The 22,015-nt window shown below is 53.1% G+C and carries 20 protein-coding genes and 1 pseudogene; all 21 read right to left on the bottom strand.

Annotated elements, in window-relative coordinates; genetic code table 11:
• Window positions 1–137 precede the first annotated feature (137 nt).
• Complete coding sequence (locus ACERY3_RS04170; protein WP_373225100.1) at window positions 138–1,874, bottom strand: LA2681 family HEPN domain-containing protein; 1,737 nt, start codon at window positions 1,872–1,874, stop codon at window positions 138–140.
• A 164-nt stretch (window positions 1,875–2,038) separates the two neighbouring features.
• Complete coding sequence (locus tag ACERY3_RS04175) at window positions 2,039–2,308, bottom strand: hypothetical protein (protein WP_373225101.1); 270 nt, start codon at window positions 2,306–2,308, stop codon at window positions 2,039–2,041.
• Entirely contained in the window at window positions 2,305–2,625 is a 321-nt protein-coding gene (locus tag ACERY3_RS04180) for a DUF2913 family protein (RefSeq protein ID WP_373225102.1), read from the bottom strand. The genes ACERY3_RS04175 and ACERY3_RS04180 overlap by 4 nt, the downstream gene beginning before the upstream one ends.
• 40 nt (window positions 2,626–2,665) lie before the next feature.
• Window positions 2,666–3,607, bottom strand: coding sequence for a cation diffusion facilitator family transporter (locus ACERY3_RS04185; protein ID WP_373225103.1), 942 nt, complete (start codon window positions 3,605–3,607; stop codon window positions 2,666–2,668).
• Window positions 3,608–3,789: 182 nt separating this feature from the next.
• Entirely contained in the window at window positions 3,790–4,005 is a 216-nt protein-coding gene (locus ACERY3_RS04190; protein ID WP_373225104.1) for a hypothetical protein, read from the bottom strand.
• Between the two features lie 88 nt (window positions 4,006–4,093).
• Window positions 4,094–4,387 (bottom strand): PerC family transcriptional regulator, encoded by a 294-nt coding sequence (locus ACERY3_RS04195; RefSeq protein ID WP_373225105.1) that lies wholly within the window; start codon window positions 4,385–4,387, stop codon window positions 4,094–4,096.
• The gene (locus ACERY3_RS04200) at window positions 4,377–5,072 is read right to left on the bottom strand and encodes a Crp/Fnr family transcriptional regulator (protein WP_373225106.1); all 696 of its coding nucleotides are present in this window, start codon (window positions 5,070–5,072) and stop codon (window positions 4,377–4,379) included. Before ACERY3_RS04200 ends, ACERY3_RS04195 begins: the two co-directional genes overlap by 11 nt.
• A gap of 18 nt (window positions 5,073–5,090) precedes the next feature.
• Complete coding sequence (locus tag ACERY3_RS04205; RefSeq protein WP_373225107.1) at window positions 5,091–5,411, bottom strand: Dabb family protein; 321 nt, start codon at window positions 5,409–5,411, stop codon at window positions 5,091–5,093.
• Window positions 5,377–6,111, bottom strand: coding sequence for a hypothetical protein (locus ACERY3_RS04210; RefSeq protein WP_373225108.1), 735 nt, complete (start codon window positions 6,109–6,111; stop codon window positions 5,377–5,379). The genes ACERY3_RS04205 and ACERY3_RS04210 overlap by 35 nt, the downstream gene beginning before the upstream one ends.
• 314 nt (window positions 6,112–6,425) lie before the next feature.
• Window positions 6,426–7,256 carry a hypothetical protein gene (locus tag ACERY3_RS04215; RefSeq protein ID WP_373225109.1) on the bottom strand — a complete coding sequence of 277 codons (831 nt, stop codon included), beginning with the start codon at window positions 7,254–7,256 and terminating at the stop codon, window positions 6,426–6,428.
• An 8-nt stretch (window positions 7,257–7,264) separates the two neighbouring features.
• Window positions 7,265–8,626 carry a VasL domain-containing protein gene (locus ACERY3_RS04220; protein WP_373225110.1) on the bottom strand — a complete coding sequence of 454 codons (1,362 nt, stop codon included), beginning with the start codon at window positions 8,624–8,626 and terminating at the stop codon, window positions 7,265–7,267.
• Window positions 8,627–8,643: 17 nt separating this feature from the next.
• A complete protein-coding gene (gene tssE / locus ACERY3_RS04225; protein WP_373225111.1) occupies window positions 8,644–9,075 on the bottom strand; it encodes a type VI secretion system baseplate subunit TssE in 432 nt (143 codons plus the stop codon).
• Window positions 9,072–9,620: a type VI secretion system lipoprotein TssJ gene (gene tssJ / locus ACERY3_RS04230; RefSeq protein WP_373225112.1), complete on the bottom strand. Its 549-nt coding sequence runs from the start codon at window positions 9,618–9,620 to the stop codon at window positions 9,072–9,074. Before tssJ ends, tssE begins: the two co-directional genes overlap by 4 nt.
• A complete protein-coding gene (gene tssG, locus ACERY3_RS04235; RefSeq protein WP_373225113.1) occupies window positions 9,598–10,695 on the bottom strand; it encodes a type VI secretion system baseplate subunit TssG in 1,098 nt (365 codons plus the stop codon). The genes tssJ and tssG overlap by 23 nt, the downstream gene beginning before the upstream one ends.
• On the bottom strand, window positions 10,659–12,410 hold the full coding sequence (gene tssF, locus ACERY3_RS04240) for a type VI secretion system baseplate subunit TssF (protein WP_373225114.1): 1,752 nt from the start codon (window positions 12,408–12,410) through the stop codon (window positions 10,659–10,661). Before tssF ends, tssG begins: the two co-directional genes overlap by 37 nt.
• A gap of 91 nt (window positions 12,411–12,501) precedes the next feature.
• A pseudogene (locus tag ACERY3_RS04245) lies at window positions 12,502–12,774 on the bottom strand (PAAR domain-containing protein); the annotation flags it as partial.
• Window positions 12,775–12,799: 25 nt separating this feature from the next.
• Complete coding sequence (gene tssA, locus ACERY3_RS04250; RefSeq protein WP_373225115.1) at window positions 12,800–14,401, bottom strand: type VI secretion system protein TssA; 1,602 nt, start codon at window positions 14,399–14,401, stop codon at window positions 12,800–12,802.
• Window positions 14,398–17,832: an ImcF-related family protein gene (locus ACERY3_RS04255; RefSeq protein WP_373225117.1), complete on the bottom strand. Its 3,435-nt coding sequence runs from the start codon at window positions 17,830–17,832 to the stop codon at window positions 14,398–14,400. Before ACERY3_RS04255 ends, tssA begins: the two co-directional genes overlap by 4 nt.
• Window positions 17,829–18,932, bottom strand: coding sequence for a hypothetical protein (locus tag ACERY3_RS04260; protein ID WP_373225118.1), 1,104 nt, complete (start codon window positions 18,930–18,932; stop codon window positions 17,829–17,831). The genes ACERY3_RS04255 and ACERY3_RS04260 overlap by 4 nt, the downstream gene beginning before the upstream one ends.
• Window positions 18,933–19,163: 231 nt before the next feature.
• Entirely contained in the window at window positions 19,164–19,784 is a 621-nt protein-coding gene (locus tag ACERY3_RS04265) for a hypothetical protein (RefSeq protein WP_373225120.1), read from the bottom strand.
• A gap of 8 nt (window positions 19,785–19,792) precedes the next feature.
• On the bottom strand, window positions 19,793–22,009 hold the full coding sequence (locus ACERY3_RS04270; RefSeq protein ID WP_373225121.1) for a M23 family peptidase: 2,217 nt from the start codon (window positions 22,007–22,009) through the stop codon (window positions 19,793–19,795).
• Between the last annotated feature and the right edge of the window lie 6 nt (window positions 22,010–22,015).

Below are 22,015 nucleotides of genomic sequence, written 5' to 3' on the forward strand. Positions count from 1 at the left end.
TCAACAAGATCGGAGTCTACAGATGAGAACGAAAATGTTAACATTGACGATCGAAACATAGCACCACTCAATGTTATTGTTCTCGAGCGTCAGCTGTGAGCGCGGAGCGGACCTAATGATTTCAATCTTAAGAAATATTACTTTAACGGTACAACAGTTGGCATAACTAGTCCGTCTATTCGTGGTTTACTTTGCTCTTCTAAGTGAAGTGCTAACGATAAATATATGATTGAATTTCTTGCAAGTTTCATAAGGGTTAAAGTCCTGGATTCAAACTCACTAATTGTTATGAGCAAAGAATGTGTGGACATTCTATGTTTCTCATCTATTAATGATTCAAGTTTTTTTTTCTTAATTTCTAACGCTGATTTCCTCTTAGCAAGAGTTATCACATCATCCGAATTGCTATCATTTTTGATGTTCTTTTTCTCATGATGCAATTTTTTTAATTGCGATTCACATTGCTCCTTTTCGTCTATGTACTTTTTTAATTGAGTTGAAGTGCTCTCTTTTTCTGATTGCATTAATGTATATCCAAAATTATCGATGATTTTCAATGATCTATGCTCAATAGAGTTTCTTATATCAGAAAATGATTTTGCATCGGGGTCAAGCCAACGGGTTGTGGGGGTTACATCTTTAACATCTCTGATATCCTTTAAAATATAAAATAAGGCATGAATGAACTGATTTTTACTCTCTTTTAATCGTGGGTGAGGTACCCATACTTTCTTTTTTGAAATATCTCTAAATATTGCATCAAAAGATATTTTTTTATCATCTTTGATATCATTAAGCTCTAAAAACCTGTGAAGAAAATAAGACACTTTATCAAATAGCGAATACAGAGTCCTAAATGCACTTTTATAATGATTTGCTTTTAAATTGGTTAATGAGTGTGACATGTCTTCAACATGAGGATATGTGTCGTTAAAAAAATGGTTTGTATCCTGAGGAATGTTTAACGCTGTGTAGTAAAGATAACGAGCATAACAAAAATCGTTTTTTAACTCATCAAAATTACCATGATACATTAACGTTTCATGCATGGACAAAGATTGATTCAAATTATAACTGAAGCTAGGAAGCGTAATTATATCTTGATAAGCAACTTCAGAACAAAGCACGTCATTTAAATCATTGATAAAAAGTTTGTTTTTTCCACACCATGCAAGATAATGCTTCTGCTTTCTAGAGTCAAAGTCGTAACTTTGTTGTTCGAACTCGTAAAAAGAGGATTCAGTGAAATTACTTTCAAACCAATGTTTGAAGTTCATAAGGTCACCATCTTCATGAAAAGCAATTTGCTGATCTTCATATAAATAATTTTTGTATTTCAAACCCTGAACGATAAGTTTGTAAGCGACAAAGTAATGGTATTCTTGATGACCTGGGTCATATAAAACCTTAGCTAAATATAGCTCGTTCTGTGCCTTACAGATCATTGCAATAGGATTGTTTTGGCTGATGGCTTTATCCCATAATGGAATGCAGCAGAATGCTCGACCTTGAGCACTTAATAAATTTGCAAGGTTTGTTTCAATACAACTTTTAAAATAAAGGATTTCTTTGTTTGGGTACTTTAATTTGTTCGCAATATTTAAAGATTTTCTAAAAGCTATCACGGCCTTACTGAGATCGTCAGAATACCATTCCATTTCTCTATGCTTATAAAGAGCCTGATAACAATTCCCCACTATATATAAAAATCTAGATTCATCTAGTGTATTTTCAAAATGCATAGAACTATCATTTAATTCTTTTACGAATTCTGATAGTTCAAGGGAACTACCATTCAGAATTAGCTCATCAGCCTTATTGGATACTTTCCCCAAAATGTCTTTGCTAACTTCAACCTTGTCATTATTTTTCATCCATTCCTCATAATATTCTGTTGTATTCATGCACTATCAGAAACTATAAACGAATTTGATTTTTTTTATGCTTATTGGGTTCTCATTCTTAACATCTGATGCTTTCTCCAACGTCCGCTCCTGGCACAAAGCCGCCCATCGAAAATCGCTAACTGCAATCTGAATTAAGCACCAGGTTCTGGAATCAAACGTAACACCGAGAACCCGTCGTCGTCAGGCAACCGTTCAGCGTTGTACCAGAAGCCGTTGGTATCGCCAGTAAGCCGCAGCTCCATCGGCTTAATGAGTTCGCCCTTGTCGGTGAACACCTGATGCAGCTCATCTTTCGGGGTGTAGATCGCACACATATTACCCGCCAGTTTTGCTTTTTCTTCCCATTCTTTGGCGGGCACAAGCCAGTCTACCCAGCCCATTGTCCGAAGCGTGTCGATCATATACGTAAACGAAATCGCGTACTCTGCTGCGTAAGTTCGCCGGAGCTGGCAAGCCAGATGTACTCCACCTTGCTGTAAAGGCGCGCTGATGGTCCGTGACGCTTACCCTGTTCCTGCAGCCAGATAATGTCCGAAGCTAACGCTCGGGGAAACAGCTTACGTTTCTGCGCCGTCAACAACCACTGCATGATGAACATATGCGTCTGCAGGGCAGAAAGTGCCTTACCTTCCTGTCTGGCAAGACCAATGGCTACCAGGATACACCAGGCCAGGTGCGCAAGTTCTTCGGTCGGGCGTTTTGGTAGGGGTACTGTCAAACGACACTCCAGATTAGGGTATTAATGAGCTTCAGACAGATTATCGCATCGGTCCGTGACAGGCCGCAACCTGACGTACGCTGGGTTCATATGGATCGATATGAATCATCACATTGAGAACATTGTGACTGGTCAGCACCCGGTTATGCGCATCGACCGCAATATCGTGCCCGGCGCTAACCGACAGTTCGCCACGAACCTCAATATGGACATCCACCAGAATGAGGTCACCAGACTTGCGGGTTTTCAGGTCATGGAGGCCAGCAACACCCGGCGTGGCAAGAAGAGTCTCTTTGATTGCCCGCTCTGTAACAGGATCAACTGAACGATCCATCAGGTCATGCAGAGCGTTAAACGCGAATGAATACCCCATCCGGGCCACCAGCACACCGACAATCAACGCCGCAATCGGATCGCAGTACGGATGCCCCATGAGATTCCCGATGATACCAGTCGCTACAACCAGCGATGACGCTGCGTCTGAACGGGCATGGCAGGCATTGGCAATTAACAGTGAAGACTTGATACGCGTGGCGACAGCGAGCATATAGCGGAATAGCAGCTCTTTGGCAGCAAGTGCGCCCAGGGCAACCCAGAGGGCGATAACGTGGACCGTCGGGATGGTTTCGGGATGTAGAATTTTCCCGATAGCCGACCAGAGCATCCCCACCCCCACCAAAAATAACAGCGCTCCCAGTATCATCGATGCGCCATTCTCATAGCGCCAGTGCCCGTAGTGGTGATCGCTGTCCGATGGTTTACGACTTTTGATGTTAGCGATCAGAACAACAAAATCGGCAACCAAATCCGAGAGGGAATGTATACCGTCAGCAATCAGCCCCTGCGAGCCGGAAAACAGCCCCACCGTTATCTGAAAAAGTGACAGCAAGATATTCACCGCAACGCTGACCAGCGTGCTTTTTTTCGCAGCCCGTGAGCGTGCATTAAATGCATCGGCATTCATGGATTCAGAATTATGCATGAAAATTCCCATTTAAGTACAGAGACTGTAATACTGAAATATTTCGGATGGTTTATTGTTTGTATATTTAAAGTTAAAAAGAATTAAGGTATTAATGATATTAATTATCAATGTGAGTTTTCATTTAATCGCCGTCCATTATCAGAGGACGGTTCTCAATAAATGAAAACCGCCCTGATATTTTATTTCACCATTGCGCGAACGGCTTTTCGTTTCGCTTTACGTACCGTTTTCTTTTTAACATGTGTCTTCGACGCTTTCGCAGCATCCTGTTTAAGCGTGGTAGCCTGTGTGTGCTGAACAGGCTGATTCAGCGGAGAGGGCGATACAGCTGCAAATGTACCTGTAGCGAAGAGGGACAACGTAGCGCCCAGAAGAACAACGGATAACTTTGGCATGGCAACATCTCCTGTGAGTTGAGGGAATATCACCACTGAAAATGTGACCGGGAGACCCGCCGGGTCAACCAGAACAACACCAGCCAGCTTACCTGTAACTATTTATCTTTTTTTTCTGTGGTTTAATTCTGAATGCCGCACCACTGGGCTGACGAATGCCCATTTTGTCCTGCGCCTGATTAGCTGCCCGGTTCAGGGCGCTGATATTCAGTTTTTCGTCCACCGGTAGAACAAGACGGGAATAACACGCCTGCCGCTTCTGGCTGACCCATTCGCGCTGTGCGTCCGTATCACACCGGTCCATCACGGCTAGCCATCGGGCTGCCGCTCTTCGCCATAACCCGGCGTTCTCCAGCTTTTCAGCTATAGCATCATTGACCATACCTGGCCCCCCGCGTTGTTGTTGATAGTGGTTCATCGTTCCGGCATGACAGCATATCGCCTGTCCATTGCGTCATAATGGTCGGTCGTAACCCTGTGATTTGCCGCCCACTGAACAGGAATGCGCCAGCATCGACCAGCTTTATGATTTCCCTGGTCACCGTTTCCGGCGTGACGCCGATATAGTTCGCAATATCGCACCGCAGCATTGGCAGACGAAAATCCCGCACTGCGCATCCCTGAAAGCCATAGCGGACAGCAAGGTCATAAATAAAACCTGCCAGTCGCTCACCTGCACTCAGTCTGGTCAGTTGACGGAAGCGGACTTTGTTCAGGCGTAAGTGCCCACTCATCATCTGGTAAATGTACCGGCGTCCATCGCAGATATCCATAAACTCGCCTAATGCTGTCGGGGGCAGGTGGTGCACCGCACAGTCGTCAGTCACCTGCGCATAGCCCCGGTGAAATTCGCCGGGAAGCTCGTCCACACCGATATACTCGCCAGGCAGATAAAAGCCGGTGATGTGCTTCTCCCCGCTGGCGTTAAAATAAAATGTTTTGACGGCACCGAATTTAATCAGCCAGAGTCCACTGCGCTTATCACCGGCACACCACAGGTACTTCTTTTTGCCATATCTCCGGGACGGTCTCTGCCTGACCACATCCCTCAACAGGTTTCTTAACATAGTCATTTCTCCGGCCATTTATCTGCCAGCCACGTTTTCAGGCACCAGCGTAAAATCCAGCACAACAATATCCTGCAGTACCGGTCGAAAAAGGGATTTCAGTGCATCATGAGCCGGATGCGGCAGATAGCGCTGACGGGCAGCCTCATCAATGAATGTCATCAGGACACAGTACGTATAGCCTGCATTTTTACCTTCCGGGCTGTCGTTTACGCCCCATTCCACGCGAGTGATGCCCTCCACCCGCTGCGGAATACGCAAAAAGGCCAGTCTGACCGCGTCGATTTGAGCAGGCGACGCATCGTCAGTGAGCGTGATAAACAGAATATGTCGGATCATGTTTTGCTCCAGTAATAACGGAGGGCAGCGTAAAGGCCACATGTTCAAGATCGTCCGGTGTGACGCGAATAATACCTTCACCGGGAATGTCAATTTCAGCCACCAGGAACAGCGACAGCGATATCATCACCGGCAGGGCCAGCAGAGAAAATCCCTGCCGTTGCTGACGCCCGGTCAGACAGCAGGCAACCATGGCGAAGAAAATGATCACCAGCCACGCCGCATCGGGGAGCTTGCGCTGACTGGCAGCGGTGGTCTGTTGCTGTGATGACCTTAACCCGCTGTATGCTGTCAGGAGCGAGTCCATCACCGGCAGGGGACTGTGCGTGGTCTCTGAGACAGCCAGCAGCCAGAGTTTTTGCTGGCTGTCTTCTGACAGCTGGTTCCAGCTTCGTCCGCCCTGCAGCGAGTTATCCCTGAAAAAATGGATCCGCTGGTAGAGATATTGGCGCAGCAGTCCCTGCGCTTTAGGCTGTGCAGAGGCGGATAATAACAGACTGTACTGCCACGCTTTTTCGATGGTCTGCGCTTCACTGACCTGGGCCTGTTTCAGGGTGACAAATCCATTAATCGATACCGAAAAAGCAAACCCGATAAGCAGCACGGTTAATGAAAGTGCTCCTGCGGTGATAATAATATTTCCACCATTGCTGGTGTTATCACGGGAATAATGCAGATATCTGCCAATATATGCAGCCATTATCAGTAACGATAACATCACTGCCAGCAACAAAATATCATCAGCTGCCGGTAGCATGAAATAATATGCCATCATATTTCCATCTCACAAAAAAAACAGCCATGATACAAATATAAAGAATGAACCCTTCCAGTAATAAAAATGCATCGCACGCAATCCCGGGCGAATAAAGATGGTTACCTCCGCCAGTTTGAATTGAATAAAGCGTAAATGACTGCAGGGGTACGATCTTCTGGTGATGTTTATCAACAACACAATGAAATACCAGGAGCCCCGGGAAAAACGTTCGGTTACCGCTCACTCTCATACGAACGTTATTTACTATCGGCCTGTGCGGATTGATCGCTATGCTTTTTAGCGTATCGACGTAATCCCAGTCTCTCAGCCTGATGGTGAATCGCACTGGCCTTCCTGTCAGGTAACATCGCGGCAACCTTTTTCCCCAGTTTCGGATAAAACTGCCGAAGAATACTGATTTCCTCAGTCGTCCACATCACTGCCCGCCTTAGCCCTAATTTAGTCGTCTGCGCCTCAATGGCTCTTCTGGAACGATGGGGTAATAACGCCTGAATAGCCTCAAGATTGCCCGACTGAGAATAATTCTCTGTCAGTATTGTGTTTTCCTCCCGGGTCCATCTGATCTGTCTCACTTTCCCGAGTTTCAGAACATTTGCCCTGTTCCTGACCGCGCTGACACTTTTGTTAATGGCGGCAGCAACCTCATCAACGGGCATATGCCCGTAATGCTCTCTCAGGAAAGCAATGGCATCAGGACGCCATTCCCGCACGTCAGTGAGGCCCGCTTTTGCCGCCTGTTTCCTGACAGACTCCCTGTCACGATGCGGCAGCAACTTTCTCACCATTTTGATACCATCACCATGCCCGTAGTGTTTTTCCAGTACACTGATTTCCCACGGCTCCCATCGCGTCCCCCCGGAACGACACACGCCCACTTTTCCTGCCATCGACCGGACCCCGGAGATGCCTCTTCCCAGCGTGGACGCTATCTCCCGTGCCGGGATCCTGCCGTAGTGTTTCTCAAGATAGGCGATTTCTGCCAGCGTCCAGTGCACATAGTGATTACGCCGTGTGGCTGTTTTTTCTGCAGCACATGCTGATGATGGATTCGGTTTCTTCTTCATCATTCAGTCACTCAATCCGCATGGGTGATCAGTGCGTAACGGTTCTGTAGCTGGCGCAGATGCTGCGCGGCCTGTTGTTCCGTCACGGTCTGTCCGCCATCGTTATTTTTTTGCTGTGACAGCTGGCGCAGCTGTTCTTCCAGCGGCACGTTCTGGCTCAGGGTCTGCGTGATGGCAAACACCGACGATTTCAGCTCCGAGACCGTCAGGTATTTCCCCCGCTGCATATCGGTGCTGTTGAGTTTACTGGTCAGCGACTGCAACTGTACCATCGCCTGATGCCAGCCCTGCAGACGGGCTTCCGGCAGGGCATTGGCTTCCACCTGCTGCTGCCACTGTTTCGCCAGCGCGGCAGTACCTGGCTGATGCGGCCACAGGCGCTGCGTCTGTGCCACCAGCGCAAATCCGTAGTCCTGCACCCATGTCGGAGAAAGCTGCGCCAGTTCGTCCAGCTGGTCGCGGGTACGTTCGGTCGCCATCCGTCCCTGCGCCTGCAGCGAGGCGGCGTTTCCTTCAATCATCGCTTCCTGCTCAGAAGCGCTGAGCACCACCGGCAGCGGAGAAAGTGATGTGTCAATCAGCGTCTCCGGCAGGTTGTCGTGCCAGTGTTGCCAGCCCCAGGTACTTATCGCCGTGACCAGCAACGTTGCCGCAATACCCCCGGCAAATCCCGACCACACGCCGCGACGATGACGTTTGAGAATGGAGGTCGGTGTTATCCGCTGTGTGCCGTCATCCCGGACCACCAGCACCACAGGGTCACTGTCGCCATACGGTTGCGCAGTGTGGTCCGCCACCGGACTGGCAGTGTGCTGATATGCGGACTCAACAGTGGCGGGTAGAGACTCATCTTTCGCATTTTCCAGCCGGACCACCGCCGCGTGCATCCAGTGCAGCAGCGCATCCATCTTACTGACCTGACGCAGCTCCAGCCGCTGCAGCAGGTCGCACAGATGGCGAAACTGCTGCTCCAGACGGTAGACTACCGGCAGGTCCTGGTGACCGAGGGTAAAGCGGCGCAGACTCAGCATCAGATGATCGCTGAGCCACACCAGGATCTCCTTACGAAACGGCATCTGCGGCGGCCACATTACGCTCCACTGGTGCGTAATCAGCGAGTCGATGAGTTCCAGCCCTTCCGACAGCCCGGCGAGGCCGGAGCGCTGCAGGCGGGCGCAGCAGAACCAGGCGGCTGTCTGCAGGTCGGTGCCGTTGTGGCGAAACAGGGTCACACACAGCTGTTCCACCTTCCGCCAGTCCACATCGGGACGTGCGGGGTGGGTCAGCTTGCTCAGTTCGTCGCGCACCTGCGTGTATTCAGACCATGCGCGGGGATCCTGGCCCGCATGCACGGGCAGGTTTCGGGAAAACATATTCAGATGTCCTTAACTCAGGAGGGGAGTGTGCGTTGTTGTTTGAGGTGGCGGAGCAGCACTTTGCCTTCGGGCATAAACTCGGTGCCGAAGCGTGCCAGCCCGCCGTCGTGCAGTTCCGCTTCGATGGCGTAACGCAGCTCTCCAGGCTGCGTCTGCTCCAGTATCACCACGTTAATGTCCTGAATACGCGGCTCGTATTTCAGCAGCACGTTTGCCAGCGTGGTTTTGAGTTCATGGACGGTACCGGGCATGCCCTGCAGGATCAGCGTCATATCCGGCAGGCCATAGTCCGGCAGGTGCGCCAGGGAGCCTGCGCGGGAGTTGAGAATACGTTGTAGGTTATCCAGCACCGACAAAATTCCCTGGTTTTCAGCACTCACCTCGTTCAGGGGCAGACCACCGGTAAAGTTGCCATACAGTTTGTCGTACAGTGACGGACGGGTCATGATTTCCCCTTCACCGGAAGAAGCCGCAGCCGGTTATCACTGGCCTCAACGATCCGCGCTTTGTCAGGATCCAGCGCTTCCCGGTCAATCACCAGACGCCAGCTCTGCTTCGTGAGATCCGGCTGGCGGAAGAACGCCGCCACCGCCACACACTTCGCGTCCGGATCCATCGGCAGATTCAGCGCTTCATCGGCACCAGGCTTCAGCACCACGTCATGCTGGCTCAGCAGCTCGCCTTTCAGCGCCTCATTGTCATCCTTCACCAGTTGTTGATACAGCGCCAGATCAAACGCTTTCCGGTCCTTCAGCTGATAGACTCGCACCATCACTGGCGCGGATATATGGTTGTTTTCTGACGCGTCAGTGTTCAGCGCCTCCCGGGCGGTGATGTCGAGATGCAGGGTGGTGATTTTTTTGTAGAAAATGGCTTTCATGGTTGCTGCCGTCCCTTCCGAGGTACGCTGGGCCAGGCCGCAACCTGACAGCAGCACCGCCAGTAGCGGGACGAAGCCATAACGCCATTTAGTCAAACCGATATATGACACGTGTATTTCCTTTCTGAGGTACCACCGGGGTAAGTCCGTGGTAATGACAGAGTTCAAGGGTAAAAACGGGCAGGATATCCGCCGGAATATCGTCCGGGGTGGCCGGTGCGTCCACACCCAGTACGCCGGTCATCCCCAGCGAAAAGCCCGCCTCACCCAGTGGCTGGATGGCAAGCCGGGGCGTGCCGACCGTCAGCGTGATGCGGGCTTTGCAGCGCCAGCCGAGGTAGACCCGCAACATCACCAGAAAATCCTGATGTAACTCACCGCCCGGAAACCAGTCTCGCGCCTCCTGTTCATCATCGGTTCGCAGGGCAATCACGAGCTGGCTGTTCAGATCCGTCACCGTTTCCCCCAGCGGGACGCTGCCATCCAGTACTATCTCTCCGTCATCCGTCAGCTCCGGTTGTTCATTCACCGCGACCGTTCTCGGGCTGTACGGCGACACCTGCACCCCAGTGGCCGGAGCCAGCAGATGCACGATGGCCCGGATCCCCGCCTCCGTGCGCCCCGGCAGACGCAGCACGCCCAGCAACGCCAGAAAGCGCGACACCGGTGTGGCAATTTGTCCTGCCGTGCCGGGGATCCCCAGTCCCACCAGGCCCAGCAGCGACTGCGAGATGGCATCACTGCCCCCGGCTTCAAAGGTTGCCGGGTAGGAATATTTACGCCAGATCCGGTAGAACTGGGTCATGATGCGGTGGCTGAAGATGTCCAGAAACCCCTGCATCGCCTCATGCCCTTCCCGCTGAAGTACAATATCGTCGATCCAGATGGTCGGCAGCGGCGAGTCCACCCCATACAGACCGAGGAAGGTGGTGCGGATCACCGGCGGGGCGGCAGGGTCGTTTTCGTCATACTCCACGGCTTTCACTTCACCTGCCGGAAAGCCCATGCCGGGATGCGGATAAAAACGCACCGGATCGTCAGCCGGGCTTGAGGTGCTGCCGGTGGGGGGATGACCGCTATGCTGTTTTTCGAGGATCTGACACAGACGGTAAAACCCCATCCGGGTGATGTCCACCTCCAGGCGCGGGTTTAACCGGGTATCCGTCGCGAGTGTTTCTCTTCCCATTCCAGACGCTCTCCGGTTGGCTGCAGAATAAAGACCAGACGATTAAACAAATGAATATCGGTGTAGAGCGCAAAAAAGCGGCTCAGCATCTCGCCAAACAGACAGATATCCCCGCGACCGGTGAAACCATTGCTGTCCAGAGTCACCTCAATCAGCACACCGCGCAGCAGATACCCCTGATGAAAGCGTTCGGTCTCGCTGTGTCTGACGTCAATAATCGCCTCCAGCCGACGGCGGTTCATCTCTTCCCCCGACCAGTCATACAACGCCAGCGTCCCGCGCAGCACTTCGGCGTTGTCCATCATCGACAGAAAGCCGGACCCCAGGTGGCTCAGCACGCGCCAGTGAAAGCGGTCCCGGTCCGGGGGATAGCAGGGCTGGGTAGGGGCACACAGGTTACGCACGGACATCGCCACATCGGTGCCTTTTACCACGGTATCCAGCACCGTGTTTTCCAGCGCCCGTCGCGGCAGATGCCCGTTGGTGGCGGTCAGGCTGAGCGACAGGTGCTCATCCGGTACGGTCAGATTATCAAACCCCTCGCCGCCGAGTATCAGCCAGGTGTCATGCAGCCCCGATCCCCCCCGGCGCATACGGGTGTGGTAGTAAAATTCCGGTGCGGCATGGCGCATCATCCCGCCCTTATGGCGAAAGCTGGAAAACGGCACATAGCGGTGCCCGCTGCCGGACTGCACTGCATCCACCGAGTAAATTTCGGTATGACCGTCCTGAATACGCATGGGACGCAGCAGATAGTCGGTCTGCAGGGCGCTGATACTCAGCGGGTCGGATTCCAGCGGAAAAAGATTGACCACCGGTACACTGTTCAGCTGCAGATGCCGCTCAGAGAAGGAAAAGTGATGCTGCCAGTGTTTATTCAGCACGACGTCCAGCTCAAACCCGGTGAGCACGGCGGGCAGCGTGACCGTTTCCAGCCCCCGCAGACAGACCGACATAAACTTTTCCCGGAAGGTGAAATACTCCAGCAGCAGCTGCCAGCCCGCAAAACTGCTGCCGCCCTGCGGCCACAGGCCGTCTTCATCCCCGAATCCCTGTGCGGCAAAATAGCCCTTCAGCGGACGACGATCCGTTTCACCGGGCAGACGCAGCCACATACCTGCCACGTTCAGCGTCAGGGCCTCATGCAAGGCACAGGCCAGCGCGGGATCGGCATTCAGATACAGCGGCAGACGGGAGACATCCGTTTTGCTCCAGTCGGCCAGCCCGCTGCAGGCGAAGCGCAGGCGGATCATGGCGCGGCCATCGGTGTCGTTTGTCAGCGTGGCCTGCTCAAGCGACAGCGGTAACAGGCTCATCGCCCGGGTGGTGGTATAGCGACAGCGGGTGCCTTTTTCGCCCACCGGGCGCGACACCACCTCAAAACCCCGGGGGAGGTGAAGGGTTTCTTTCATCACCTGCCATGCCGGAGTGAAGGCCACCATCGACAGAGAGGGAATGGTGCGCAGATAGTGCGGCCAGAGCAGGCTGACCAGCCCTTCGGTCAGCTCCGGCAAATCGTCATCAAGCTTTGCCCGCAGGCGTCCCATCAGAAAGGCAAACCCTTCAAACAGACGTTCGACGGAAGGGTCGCGGGCACCGGTGCGGTCAGGCAGCAGCATGGCCGCCTCTTCAGGGTGGGCGCGGGCAAATTCTTCCCCGGCCTCCTGCAGATAGCGCATCTCCGCATCAAAATAACGCAGGGTGATATCATCCATAGCATCATCACTTCAGAACTGAGGAGAACGGCAGGTACCATCGTCACTGCCGTTAATAAGGAATACAACCCTCAACAGGGGGAAAGGGTCATTCGTAAGTATCGGTGGTCACAGACGGAATAAAGTGCGCCCGACACGGGCAGGTACTGGTGCTGTGCAGGGTTCCTGCCATGTGACGATCGTGTACGATATCGCCTGGGATCCCTCCAGTGATTTTGTAAGTACCGGCATGCTTACCGCAGGTGACCGGATCGCCCTCACAGGCTGCTGCGTTGCCGGGTAACTGATGGTCGGCGGTACCGCCTGTGATTTTGCCGCCACAGGAGGTTTTATCCCCCTGTACCAGGTAATAGCCTGTTGCCATTGTGTTTCTCCTTATTCAGTGGTGGTTATGCGCACAGCACGGCGGCCCGCACAGGATCGATTGCCACCAGCCCGGCCAGCAGTGTGTCCATCTCCGGCTGCAGCCGCGCTTTCTCTGTCTCGCTGCGTCCGGCAAGCTGGCGCAACAGCTTCAGTTTTCTCGCCTTCACTTCAAACAGCAGCTCCGGCTCCCAGTGGCGCAATGTGAGGGAACGGGCCTGGCTGTGCAGTTCACCCAGCAGATGCAGGGCCAGCGCGCTCTTACCGTACTGTTCGGCCAGCCTTGCCATCAGCAGCTGCATCAGCCAGCGGTCACGGGCGGTCACCACGCCGGGACGCTGTTGCAGCCAGCCCAGCGCGGCGTCCAGACCGTCACTGTCAGCCATTGCCTGTGCTTCGCTTTCCAGCGCCAGAATGTCATTGCCGGTGGAGGCGACGGCGGCAACAGCAGGCGACGGGGTCTGCATGCTGCCGGTCTCACTGAGTACCTCCAGGCGGATCCAGTTCAGGGTCACCTCATCGGCGAAAGGCGTGCCGTCACTGAAGGCGAGTGTTTCCAGTCCGGGCAGGCGACGAAGTAACCCCTGCAGGTCGTTGCGGACAATATCCGCCAGTACGCTGTCGTTGCCGGTGTTCAGCAGCGCCTGCCAGACGTACCACTGCACGTCCAGCCACAGGTGGTTCACACCCTGCATAAACAGGTCATCGGTGAGAGTCAGCAGCGCTGTCCAGGTCTGCTGCAGAAAAAGACGTTTCAGCTGCGCCCGGTGTTCCGGCTTCGGGGCCGCCAGGCGGGTTCTGCCGGAAGCGTTCAGCATCGGTAACTGATAAATCCGCGCCCAGCGCACGGCTTTCATCAGATGGTGGCCTGCGAGCCATCCCTGCGGCTGTTCACGCAGCCAGCCCGCCATCAGCCGGGCCTGGTCGAGCAGCTCGCGCCCGTCGGTTATCCGGGTCGATACAGATGCGGCTTCCCGTGAAGAAGCCATGGTATTCGCTGGCGCTTCATCAGGTGACCGGGGAGACGGAGCCGATGAGCCGCCGCAGCGCTCCAGCCGGGTGACCAGCGCCTGGCTCAGGCCGGCAAACGGGGACGACTCTGCCTCTTCGGGCAGCAGCGCAGCTTCGGCCAGCAGCAGGGCCCCGGCAACACGCTGTGTCACCTGCAGGTCCGCCTCCGGCCAGCGGGCGAGGCTGTCGAGCATTTTCGGGCCAGACAGCCATGCCAGGGCACTTTTACGACTGGAAGGACGCAGCGGATGCAGGTCTGCACCAAAACGCTGCAGCATCCCGGCCAGCAGCTCCAGCCCTTCCGCCAGCCCGCTGTCGCCGTCCTCCTGCAGACGTGCCCAGGTGTAAAACGTCGCCACGCGAATATCCTTGCAGACGGTGGTCAGCAGTTTTTCTGACAGTTCGCTAATCAGGCGGGTATCCATCCCGGAGAGGCGGTTGATTTCCTCGCGAAGTTGCTGAAAGTCATCGTCATAGGCCGGGTCTTCCCCGACTGGTGCGGACTCGCTCAGCGGCAGAAGCCAGGCATTCCAGCGTTCTGTGTTCGTCTGAGCCCGGTCTGTCAGCTCTGCCCCCTCCGCCTGACAGACCGCCATCAGTTTTTGTAGCGTACTCATGGCACCATCCCGTCAGTTTCATTATCGTCGTCATCCGCCTGTAACGACGGGGGCGGGGTATTCCCTGTCCGGAAAATTTGCTCCGGCAGCGTAAAATCGCGCAGGGACAGCAGCGCCAGCGGGCCGCTACCGAGCTGCGGGCGCATCACCCACTGCAGGGTATTGCCGTCGGAGGCTTTCATGCTCAGCATCCAGCGGTGCGGGTCAAGCTGCTGTCGCTGGCTCTGGTCCAGCCAGCGGATGAGTCCCCACGTCCCGCTGTAGTCCCCGTAGAGGCGGGAGCCGGTGGTGGTGGTACTCCAGGTCAGCATTGTGCCGGGGCTGTAAGTCTCGCCCGGCCAGTGAAACGCCTGCCATTCCGGAAGCTGGTTGAAGTAGTGCAGCACCTGCCCGTCAACGGTCAGCGTTGTGTCCACCACCCGGGGGACAGGGCGGGCCTGCAGGTCAAAGCTCAGTCCCTGACCACCGTCGGCAAACAGCACCGCCGAGAGACTGCTCAGCTGATTAACGGCCCTAAGAAACGCCGGGTTCACCGTCAGCCCCTGGCTGGCAGATTTATCCTGTACCCAGCGGCTCCCCTCCTGATGCAGCACACCGGCAAGCTGGTTCGTCAGAAAAGTGTTAATCCGTCCGCTGCCCTGGCGGATGTATTCCGCCAGCTCCGGCAGTGACGCATCGCTGCCGGTTGCCACAAACGGATAGCGACCGTCAAAGGCCGCGTGCCAGCCGGTGACCACTGAGCGTCGCCACTGGTCGTTCAGCCCCGCCGCCGACGGACGGAGCACGTTTTCCCATGCCTGGGTCAGCGGTCTCACAAACACGGTCTGCCCGAAGCTGTGCCACTCTTCACCCAACCCCGCCGCCATCAGCGTGCCGTACTGCTGCGTGTCGGTCAGGTCCACGCTTTTCCCCTGAAACACCGTCTGTGCCAGGGCCTGCATCATCGACTGCGGGTCCGGTGAGGTTGCCACCTGCTGCAGGTGCAGACGTACCCGCGTCACCTGCGTAAGGTATTCCGCGAGGGTCAGCGTACCACCGGTGCTGACGGCCCCGTCGGTGTCTTTTTTCCCGGTCAGCGCCAGTAACGGGCCAAAGGTCTCCTGCAGCGGACCGGTGGGGCCGGCCTGCTGGTCAATGGCGGGGATGTCGTCACGCTTTATCAGCTTCTTCGCTGAGTTCATCAGCGTGTCCGACAGCCCGGTGCCCTGCTGGCCGGTCTGCCCCTGAATGCTCAGGGTGTTCATCAGCGCAATCAGCGGTGACTGACGCACGTCGCTCATCAGCGTCAGCTGGTCGGTCACATCGGCAATATTGCGGGCCGGGACCCAGCGCAGGCTGTTGAGAAAGCCGAGCCAGCTTCCGGCAAAGTCGGTGAAATACCGCTGCGTCAGCCGCGCCTTCAGCGCCTCCGGGGAGACGTCACCGGTCACCGGTTTACGGCTGTCGCTGAGCACCCAGTCAATCTCTTCGCGACGGGCAGAGGCCGCCTGGTCAATGGCGTCCTTCACCTCGTTTTCCCAGGCCCGGCGGGTGAACATGCCCGGCACACTCTCTTTCGTGGTAAACAGACGCCCCGCATCGGTACCGGCCGTCATGTCCTCCAGCGTCAAATCGGTGTAGTTGTGACGCACCTGCGTGAGGATATTCTCATACAGGGTGCCTTCGGCGTTGCGCCTGCCGAGCTGCTGGAGCAGACTCTGGCGAACCTGCGAGACCAGCGCCGCATCAGGTTTTATCGCCATCTCAGGGTGCCCGGCCAGTTCAGCGGCATAAAACGCCCACAAATCCGGAGCCAGACTCTGCCACAGCCCCGGCGAGATGCCCTGGCGTGCGGGTTGTACGGTTTTCATCGTGGCAGCATAAAACGCCGCTTCCGCTTTATCGGGGCGGCTCATCATCAGCAGGGCTTTCAGCTGGTCATAGACGGGCTTCGCCTGCTGTGAGCGCAGCGGGCTTGCCGGAGGCAGGTCCGCAAAATGACGTAATGTCTGCTGCAGCGCCTGCGAGGCCGGGTCACGCAGCAGACGGTTATTTGCCACGATATACCACGGCATCAGGGCATCGAGCAGCGGCTGTGCATGGTTCAGGCCAGAGCGCTGATACCAGGGGGCACCCGCGCGGATATCGTGCTGCAGACGCCCGGCCTGATTGCGCAGGTCGTGCAGCGCGGTCAGTTGCGCATCCGATACCGCCGGATGCGCCACCAGCGCCCTCGCCTGGTCCGCGACGCGGATAATCTGCTGACGGTTGAGGACAAAGGAGAGCACCATGCCCGCCGCACAGCAGCCGGTTACCAGCAATACGGCACGCGGCAGCCAGCTTTCCCGTGCGGTGACAGGACGGGAGCCCCGTACCTGCTGACAGGCTGTGGCGATACCCGGCCAGAGCGGCGAAGGCGGCAGCACATGCAGCGTGGTGACCGGTTGCGCCTCTGCGACGGCAAACTCCGGCAGACTGAACATCACACCGCCCAGTGGAACCTTCTGCTGTGAGGCGTAATACCACGGCACCAGACGCTGCTGCCAGCCTGCAATCTCCCCGTCCGCCAGCGACTGTGCCAGACGCAGCAGAAAGTCATGCTGTGGATTAACGGCAATCTGCGCCATCCCCTGTTCACGCAGCTGTGGCAGCAGCCCGGTCAGCTGTGCCGCCACCTCGTCAGTGGAGGCCTGACGGGAAAGGGAGATGCCCACCGGCTGTGGGGCACGTCCTGCCTGCGACCATTCGCTTTTGCACAACTGCCAGAGCCAGACCGGCTGCTGGTAGCGCAATAATGTCCCTGCCTGTTCCAGCCAGCGTAAATCCGCGTCGCTGAGCACAGGGTCCATTTTTTGCTCTGCGCCCAGGACACGGATAATACCGTCGAGCGGGCGGCCATAGCGTAACCGGCTCAGGGCGGTGAAACGTTCACTGTCCACTTCCGCTGCCGGGTCACCGCCGTAAATCAGCACGATGCGGTTGCCTTCCTGCCACTGTGCCGCGACAAGACCAGGGAGCAACTGGCTGACGACCGCTTCATCACCAACCACCAGCAACAGAGTGACCTTATTACGCCAGAAGGTGTTATAGCGAAAGCGCAGGTGACTGCGGATTTGTGAGATGAACGGCAGCACTGTCGCAACAGCTGCGTCCTGAGCTTTACCCGCATCGTCATCGCCTTTATCACCCGCATTGTAGTTAAACGTCCCTTTACCTGCACGACGCAGGGCAAAGACCGACATCAGTAGTAAAAAGAACAGGACGGCAGAGAGCGTCAGGGTAATGTTCATCCAGCGCTGCTGTCGTGCACTCTCCTGAACCAGCCCCAGCATGGCGGGGTCATGCCAGGAGATATAACCCAGTCCCAGCACGAGAAGAAAAAGCAGGGCGAGGATGCACACAAAAGTGGCTTCCCCCGATGAGGGTAAAATCAGTGACCTGTAACGTTTCAAGCGTCCTTCTCCTGGTGGAAATCAACCGGCGCGATAATGGCGCTCCATATCTCATCTGTCGTACTGTCCCCGGTTATCACCATATGGGGATGTCCGGTCATATCGGCAGCGTTCGCTGCGGCGGCAAACATCAGCCAGCAGGTTGCCACCCCGGCCTGTCCGATGGACCGGTCGGGTTGAATAAGATTTTCCTGTTCAACAGCACCCGCAGGGAAAGCATTACTGTGGGTCATCACAGCTGAGCACTGCGCAGGCGTCAGCCCGGAGTACCAGAGATGCTGAACGTCATCGCCATGCAACGGTACGTGATAAGCCGCCTGTTTCATGCCGGTGTCCAGTATCTCGGCTGGTGAACGGTCAGGGCGGTGCAGCAGCACGGTGGGGGCAATCGTGGTTTGCGTCAGGCGGTTACCGAGCAACAGTGCCACCGCCGCTTCGCCAGTGTTGTCGGTCTGTTCAGGATCAATCTGTAGCGCCAGGACCAGCAGAAGGGCTTTTTCGCGAATGCAGTGATCGAGCCAGTGCTCCACCACCTGCACGCCACTTCCGGCGATGAAGACAAAGGGATTCGTCAACCCGGCAGCCTGCCATTGTGCGACAAATACAGACTTCACCTCATCAGCACTGAGCGATGAGGTGCTTTCCAGCAGGACGTTGACAGGCTGTGAAGCAGGAAGCTGTTGCAGTGTCGTTTTTATCGGCAACAACAAATCCGCCACCGTTCGGATCACAATATCTTCTGTCGTGTCTGCGGGATGGCTGATTAACTGAGAATGATATATCCCGGTATTACCCCGGCGATCCATTTGTGCGCAAATGATGCCGGTATTGCTCATCAGAGTATCAAGTGAGGTATCTTCCTCGTCGTCCTCAGAAGGCGCTGCCGTCATGCATTTTGCCAGCAGGATCTGCAGGGCCCGACGGCTCTGGCGGGTCTTTTGCAAAAGCCATTCCTCCCGACGCTCATCATAACCGTTCGCAATGATGTGCTGCATCAGCCACAGCAGGATACAGAAGAGAAAACAGCCCAGCCAGACCGCACAGGCCCCGCCAACGGCCAGTATCCAGAATGACAGAGCATCCGCATACTTTCCGAACAAACGAGTCAGAATGACACCCGCAATCATCAAAAAAATAAAAAACAGCAACCAGCGAAACCAGACTACCGGATCAGGCCGATAAGCGACTGGTGGGGGATTTTTTAAGGAATATTTCATTATTTTATTAATGGTGTTGACTTTAAGGTTTTTATGTTGATTTTTAACTAATCAAATACATATAAAAATATCAAAACACATCCCTGTGTGTTTTTTGCTATATACAATCCTTTGTTAATTGTTTTTTGAACATTCTGAAAAATCATTGCTTGCAGGCAATACCCTACCCAAACTAGATAATTTAATCTTACCTGATGACAGCCTTACGCTTATGTCACCTGCGTAGCAAATTTTATTGCCGGTATTAAAATACACCTCGTTAATTTTATCAGGGTTATCAGACTCTATTTGATAGACCGAATTTGTTACAAGCCAATCAATATTGCCTTTTCCTTGTATTTTTTTTATGGAACCAAGAAATCCAAGGCAAGGCTCAGAGTCTTCCGCATAACCTGAGTTATATCTCCTCTCAGGAATTAACACCTTTCCATTGATTTTAAAAGCTATATTGCATCGTGTGTAAGGTTCATCTTTCCCCTTAACACCCTCGCGATTTATTACAAAAGGGAATACCCCCTCTATCGTTGAATGATAAATATAGTAAGGCAAAAAACCTTCATCTGGAGGTTCTACAGCATATACTTGTGACAGGGCATAAGGCTCTCCATCCTTATATGCATAATTTTTAACGACACTGATTACATCGCTATCATCAGATAATGCCGGAAATGACAAAACGTAAAACTGAAAAAAAATTGACAATGCAATAAATGCATTAATTGTTTTTTTGTTCAATTTAATCCTCACCTGCATTGTCGCGTGTAATTAATCTTAATATCCACTTCCTCGACACTCTTACGTACACTTACAGTTTCAATCAAGCTATTTAATACATTGTCGTTCAAATAAAAATATGAGAATCTGGTGTATGCCTGTCGTTCAAAATAACCAAAACCACCTCCATTTACCAGAACAGAGCATCTTCCTATAGTTTCAGTGCTTAACCCTTGATCAGCAACGCGATTTATATTTAATACGTGACTGTGATGTTTTGAAACCCAATAAAAACCAGCGCTATCTGTAGAACAATACGTGTCATCAGCAATTATCTTTGGATCATAGCGTGGATACCAAACCTTTAATAAACTATCATCAATACTAACTGTTTTTTTCTTAGTGTGTTCATCTGTCACTTTTTTCCGAGGATCGGCCCAATAATGCGTGCTTATATTAGTAATTCTTGAGTCTTCATATACATAACCATTACTTACATCAGGAAGGAAGTTTGTAGTTCTAAACTTACGATAATCATCAAAGTTTTGCGGCCAAGTCAGTTGCATAAATCCTCTACCATAAAAAGGTTGGTAGAATTCAGCTGCTTCAGATACAAAATGGCCTTTACTATTTTTAGAACCTTTCCCACCTTCAGTCATGGTCCTCAACATTCCTGTTTCAATATAGACTTGACCAAGAAATGAAGCTCTTCTTGATGGCGATAATATGTTGTATTTATTGCATATTTTATTAAAATCAATACTATATTTATCCCATCGACCAAAAGATGTTGCCCATGGTATGGTTACAATTACTGCTCTTCCTGGATACCCTTCATAATACTTTCTTGGCAAAAGTGATGATAGTTCATCGTGACTCAACCACCCGCACTTCCTGAGGTGCTCTATAAACTCAGTTGGATGAAAATGCCACAGTCCACCGGAAGGTAAACCATCGGTATCAAACAGCAAGGCTTCAGCATGTGCCTGAAATTTAGCATAATCAGTTTCCTTCATCGGATCATGCTCTTCATTGCCTGTCTTCAGCCAGGAGAAACGGGTATCAAACGTTGATTTATCCCATTCAAAAGGAAAATGGCAGATGAGTCGGTCCTTCACGTCAGTGTATACACCATCATCCTTAAATTTTTTAATGATCCCGGAATTACACTGGCTGTCGGTGTCCTTATCATCATCCACCAGTTGCCATCCTGTCCAGTGCGGAAAATCTGCATCACTGAACTTTTTTATCTGAGTGTCTGCAAGATTGACCACGCCTTTTCCACCCGGATAATTCACCGTCATCCACAGGGGAGCACTGGCAGGCACTAATGTCTCATGTTCTGTATTAATGATCCGCCCAAAACGCAGTAGCTCATAGCCAGCACTCGGGCTCTGCGAGTAATTCGCCATCGCCGTTTTGTACAGATTATATTCGTAGTCCTCTCCATCCGCATTAACCAGTGCGTCGCCGATCACATCAAATTTGCCCTCTGTGCCAGTATTTTCCTGGCGAGTGATCATGGTACATGCGCCTTTCTCCAGCGTCATACTGACATACAGTGGTGACTGACTGCTGTAAACTTTATGCAGACTTGCGGTAACGGTTGAATTATGAGCGGGGGCTTTGTCATAAAACGGTGTTCCTGTGGGCAGATAAAAGTGAATATCACCGTAAACTGCATCCGTTCTCCCGTCACTAGTAATATCCAATTTTTGCGTTTTTCTGCCAACAAGCTTGTCAATATTCTCGTCATCACAAAAGATCTGGAAGTGAAAGGCATTCACGCCATCCACCATTCCCGACGTGCCAAGCGGATCCTTACGCCATATTTTCTCACCCACTTTGACGGTGGGTTCCACAGACTTCAGGTGCATATACAGCGACCAGAAAACGACTTTACCGTTATCACCACTGCCGATTTCAGTCTCATGCTTCAACAGTACATAGCCATCATCACTGCCTTTAGTCTTTGGCTTATCCGCATCGAGATTCAGCGGTGCCAGATCTCTTTTGGCAGGTCCTGACGCTTTACGCAGCGACATCACAGTACCATCAGCAATCGCTCTCACTCTCTCCACATCGGCACTGTGGTCGGTATGTTTGATATGGATACCGCCATGCCAGGAGCCGAGGACACTGACAGGAAAACCACGTTTAAGATCTGAAGCCATAACTTTCTCAAGCCAGATTTTATCGCTCTCGCCAGGCTCACGATCTTTCAGAAACGGGGGGCTAATAATCAAAATGCA

The sequence above is a fragment of the Enterobacter cloacae complex sp. ESBL7 genome (assembly GCF_041679625.1).
Lineage (GTDB): Bacteria > Pseudomonadota > Gammaproteobacteria > Enterobacterales > Enterobacteriaceae > Enterobacter > Enterobacter asburiae_B.

Coding starts and splice junctions, on each gene's coding strand:
- ACERY3_RS04220 (WP_373225110.1), bottom strand. CDS start 8,626: ATGTTTTCCCGAAACCTGCCCGTGCATGCGGGCCAGGATCCCCGCGCA.
- tssA (WP_373225115.1), bottom strand. CDS start 14,401: ATGAGTACGCTACAAAAACTGATGGCGGTCTGTCAGGCGGAGGGGGCA.
- ACERY3_RS04200 (WP_373225106.1), bottom strand. CDS start 5,072: ATGTTAAGAAACCTGTTGAGGGATGTGGTCAGGCAGAGACCGTCCCGG.
- ACERY3_RS04175 (WP_373225101.1), bottom strand. CDS start 2,308: ATGATCGACACGCTTCGGACAATGGGCTGGGTAGACTGGCTTGTGCCC.
- ACERY3_RS04210 (WP_373225108.1), bottom strand. CDS start 6,111: ATGGCTGCATATATTGGCAGATATCTGCATTATTCCCGTGATAACACC.
- ACERY3_RS04190 (WP_373225104.1), bottom strand. CDS start 4,005: ATGCCAAAGTTATCCGTTGTTCTTCTGGGCGCTACGTTGTCCCTCTTC.
- ACERY3_RS04195 (WP_373225105.1), bottom strand. CDS start 4,387: ATGGTCAATGATGCTATAGCTGAAAAGCTGGAGAACGCCGGGTTATGG.
- ACERY3_RS04205 (WP_373225107.1), bottom strand. CDS start 5,411: ATGATCCGACATATTCTGTTTATCACGCTCACTGACGATGCGTCGCCT.
- ACERY3_RS04215 (WP_373225109.1), bottom strand. CDS start 7,256: ATGATGAAGAAGAAACCGAATCCATCATCAGCATGTGCTGCAGAAAAA.
- tssF (WP_373225114.1), bottom strand. CDS start 12,410: ATGGATGATATCACCCTGCGTTATTTTGATGCGGAGATGCGCTATCTG.
- ACERY3_RS04185 (WP_373225103.1), bottom strand. CDS start 3,607: ATGCATAATTCTGAATCCATGAATGCCGATGCATTTAATGCACGCTCA.
- ACERY3_RS04170 (WP_373225100.1), bottom strand. CDS start 1,874: ATGAAAAATAATGACAAGGTTGAAGTTAGCAAAGACATTTTGGGGAAA.
- tssG (WP_373225113.1), bottom strand. CDS start 10,695: ATGGGAAGAGAAACACTCGCGACGGATACCCGGTTAAACCCGCGCCTG.
- tssE (WP_373225111.1), bottom strand. CDS start 9,075: ATGACCCGTCCGTCACTGTACGACAAACTGTATGGCAACTTTACCGGT.